4 protein-coding genes are annotated in these 3742 nt (G+C 48.9%); 2 read left to right on the plus strand and 2 right to left on the minus strand.

Features of this window, described 5'->3' with window-relative positions:
- Positions 1-744 (plus strand): sulfate/molybdate ABC transporter ATP-binding protein (locus NZ772_10815; protein MCS6814044.1); only part of this gene is annotated, 744 nt, incomplete at its 5' end.
- 10 nt (positions 745-754) lie between these two features.
- Here the strand turns inward: NZ772_10815 and NZ772_10820 are convergent.
- Together NZ772_10820 and NZ772_10825 are read right to left on the minus strand one after the other, a co-directional pair.
- A complete protein-coding gene (locus tag NZ772_10820) occupies positions 755-1399 on the minus strand; it encodes an alpha/beta hydrolase (GenBank protein MCS6814045.1) in 645 nt (214 codons plus the stop codon).
- Between the two features lie 8 nt (positions 1400-1407).
- A complete protein-coding gene (locus tag NZ772_10825; protein ID MCS6814046.1) occupies positions 1408-2445 on the minus strand; it encodes a DUF2325 domain-containing protein in 1038 nt (345 codons plus the stop codon).
- Between the two features lie 93 nt (positions 2446-2538).
- Between NZ772_10825 and NZ772_10830 the strand changes: the two genes are divergently transcribed.
- Positions 2539-3742, plus strand: a 1204-nt coding sequence (locus NZ772_10830; GenBank protein ID MCS6814047.1) for an aldo/keto reductase, incomplete at its 3' end; no start/stop codon positions are given.

A 3742-nucleotide genomic window follows, 5' to 3' on the forward strand; every position in this document is an offset into this window, starting at 1 on the left:
CGTAAGAATATTGCCTTTGGTTTAGAGATTCGCAAAGTTGCCCCTGCACGGGTGAAGGCACGGGTAGAGGAATTATTGGAACTAGTTCAGTTAAAAGGCTTAGGCGATCGCTATCCCTCTCAGCTTTCGGGAGGACAGCGCCAACGAGTAGCCCTAGCACGGGCACTAGCTGTGGAACCCCAAGTACTTCTGCTAGATGAACCCTTCGGGGCGCTAGATGCCAAAGTGCGGAAAGACTTGCGCCTCTGGCTGCGCCGTCTGCATGATGAAGTCCATGTAACTACGGTGTTTGTCACCCACGACCAAGAAGAGGCCATGGAAGTATCCGATCGCATTGTCGTCATGAATCAGGGAAAAGTGGAACAAATTGGCACTCCAGCCGAAATCTATGATCATCCAGCCTCTGCCTTTGTCATGAGTTTCATTGGCCCCGTTAACGTGTTGCCCAGCACGTCACAAATGTTTCAACGTAACGGCATTGATGCTAGTCATCCTGAAATTTTTCTCCGTCCCCACGATGTACTCGTTGAGGCTAGTCCTCAAGAAGGTACTGTGCCAGCACGAGTCAGTCGGTTAATTCACCTGGGCTGGGAAATTCAGGCAGAACTAACTTTAGATGATGGTCAAGTGGTTACAGCTCATCTGAGCCGAGAACGGTTTGATGCCTTAAATCTAAAACCACAACAGCGGGTTCATGTTAAGCCCAAAGATGCTAAGTCGTTTCCGATTTACTATTCCATCTGAGTCATGCTAGCTACAGGTCTAGCCGGGCTTGAATGAATTGCCGCATCAGTTGTAGGGCCTCTGGGTCAATTTCATGCCCCATGTCTAGTTCGTGATAGGCCAACGTTGCTCCTAGGGATTGCAGGCAATCGCGGGCATACCGAGCCACTGCTAGAGGCACAACGGCATCTTGGCGGCCATGAACCATCAAAATCGAGGCTTTGGGTTGGCGATCGCCTGCGGGCACTGCATGAAGAAACCCACTCATCACCAGTAACCCTGCCAATGGTAGTGCTAGACCTACATCTAGGGTCATGGCTCCCCCTTGGGAAAACCCTGCCAGCAGTGTTCGGTCTAGCGGAATTCCTGTTTTCTCTGGTAGAGTTTGCAACCAATCTGTCAATAGGTGTCGGCTGGTAGTCAGGTCATCACCTGGTTGGAATGGATCCTCTGGGCTAAACTGGTAACCGTCAGGAAAGCCATACCACATACTCCCCATTGGATTATACGGATGGGGAAAAGGAGCACTAGGCAAGTAATACTGAAGCTGCGGCAGGCGTAGATACTGGGCGATCGCAGCTAGATCTTGAACGTTGCCACCCCAGCCGTGCAGTAATACTACTGTTCCTTGGGGCGGGTCACAGGTCGCTGCGATCGTGGTGATACGAAGGTGCATAGATTTGCTTAAGAGATTTTCGATTGATTCAGCCGCCGCTGCAACAAGCGCGTTTTTAGTCCATAATCAATGGTTTCTAGCACACGAGTCATCCCCGTGGTGTTGATCATCTCTGGCGTAATGCCAGCTCTTTCGGCTGCCTGTATCGCCTTTGCTGTTAGCGCATGACTAGCATAACCTGTAATGATGATGACCATATCAGCGTTAGGGATATGTTCCTTGCTCTGTTCAGCAACCTGTAAGCCTGATTGGGCCGTACACCAAATTAAGTTTACATTAGAGTTGCGCAACCGATTACGTACCGCAGTTTCTAGGCGATCGTGCCCTCCAAACACGACTACCTTACCTTCTAGTTGCGAATAGTAGGGCTTGGGTTGCTTTTCAGATGTACGGTGCCGAGTTCGTGGCTGCACATTCGGCGGACGTTCCACACGAGAACGGTTGGCCATTGCTTTTTCATAAATGAAGTTCAAGGTCTGCTCATGGCTGCCACGCAACTTAGCAACGGGGCCTTCTGAACTGTGAAGATTAATTTGATTAATCAAAGCATCCACAACTTCCTCTAGAGCATTGATCTCCTTTAAATCGTTCATGTAACTGCGCACAGCTACTGATGCATCGGTAGCGCTGTAAAAATCTGGCTGCTCTTGGATCATGTCCATCAAGTCGTCCTTGAGCTGGTAGCGCCACTCATTCAGTTGTTGGGCATAACGCTCATCTAACAAGCGTTCTTCATTCAGAATCAGTTGCTGGTCGGCCATACGTGCTGCCATAACCGGAGCATCTGCTAACCGCTGACGTAAGTCGGCTGCTTTTTCTTCTAGTTTTTGGCGAGTACTGCTGCTAATGTCTTCAGGAGATATTTGCTCTAATGTTTTTTCAACCTCCTCTAGGAGCGGTTGCAGACGTTGCTTAATCTCTGCCACCATGGTCTGCACGTATTGGTCTCGCTGTTGTTGAATGCGCTTTTCCTCAATTTCTTGTTTGACCAGCGATAGGAGATCTTGCACAGAGCTTTCTAATATATCCAATTCAGAATTATCCATAAACTATATGGGTGGTGTACGGTAGGCATAGGATTTTATTCCTATAGTTAATCTTAACGCTACTGTTTATAACCATACGATCGCTGTTCCCCTATGCAATACCGACGTTTTGGACGTACTGAACTATCTATGCCCGTGTTCTCCTGTGGGGGAATGCGCTATCAATACAAATGGCAAGATGTGCCCTATCGGGATATACCAGCCGATAACCAGCGCAATCTAGAAGCTACAATTCGCCGAGCGCTGGATCTAGGTATTCACCATATTGAAACAGCACGAGGCTATGGAACGTCAGAAATGCAGCTAGGGCAAATCTTGCCCCGGTTGCCACGGGAAAAATTGATCGTGCAGACGAAAGTAGCTCCCTGTGAAAACCCTAAAGAATTTCGCAATACCTTTGATAAGTCCTTGGCCTATCTAAAGCTAGATTATGTGGACTTACTGGGACTACATGGCATCAACAATGCTGAGTTATTGCACTATAGCCTGCGACCTAAAGGTTGCTTGGACGTAGCGAAAGAATTGCAGCGTCAGGGAAAAGTCCGGTTTATTGGTTTTTCAACCCATGCTCCTACTGAGATCATTCTCCAAGCGATCGAATCCAACCAGTTTGACTATGTGAATCTGCATTGGTACTACATCTATCAGTTCAATTGGCCAGCCATTCTAGCTGCTCATCAGCGGGATATGGGAGTATTTATCATCAGCCCTTCAGACAAAGGTGGGCACTTGTATAACCCCCCACCTAAGTTGGTCGAGTTGTGTCAACCGCTAAGTCCGATCGTCTTCAATGACCTGTTTTGCCTTAGTCACCCCCAAGTTCATACCTTAAGCGTGGGAGCGTCTTGCCCTACAGATTTTGACGAGCACCTAAAGACGTTACCCCTGTTAGCACAAGCTGATGAGCTGCTGCCACCGATTATAGAGCGGTTACAGGAGGCCGCGATCACAGCCATGACGGGCTATTTCAAGGATCGAGCGATCGCAGAGCGTTGGTTCCATACTTGGCACAGTGGTTTACCCACTCCTGAGCAGACCCCCGGTGGTTTGAATATTCGTGTGATTCTGTGGCTATGGAACTTAGTAACTGCTTACGACATGGAAAGCTTTGCCAAGGCGCGCTATAACTTGATGGGGAATGCTAACCACTGGTTTCCGGGGGCTAAAGCTGATCGCATTAGTGAGGTAGACCTGCGATCGTGTCTCACGAACAGCCCCCATGCAGATAGGATTCCGGCTGTGTTAGCCGATGCCCACCGCTTATTGGGTGGAGAAGCCGTTAAACGCCTTTCTCAGC

Source organism: Cyanobacteriota bacterium, from assembly GCA_025054735.1.
GTDB lineage: Bacteria > Cyanobacteriota > Cyanobacteriia > SKYG9 > SKYG9 > SKYG9.

Bases quoted from the DNA above. Each gene is read 5' to 3' on its own strand.
- NZ772_10820 (MCS6814045.1), bottom strand. From the start codon at position 1,399: ATGCACCTTCGTATCACCACGATCGCAGCGACCTGTGACCCGCCCCAA.
- NZ772_10825 (MCS6814046.1), bottom strand. From the start codon at position 2,445: ATGGATAATTCTGAATTGGATATATTAGAAAGCTCTGTGCAAGATCTC.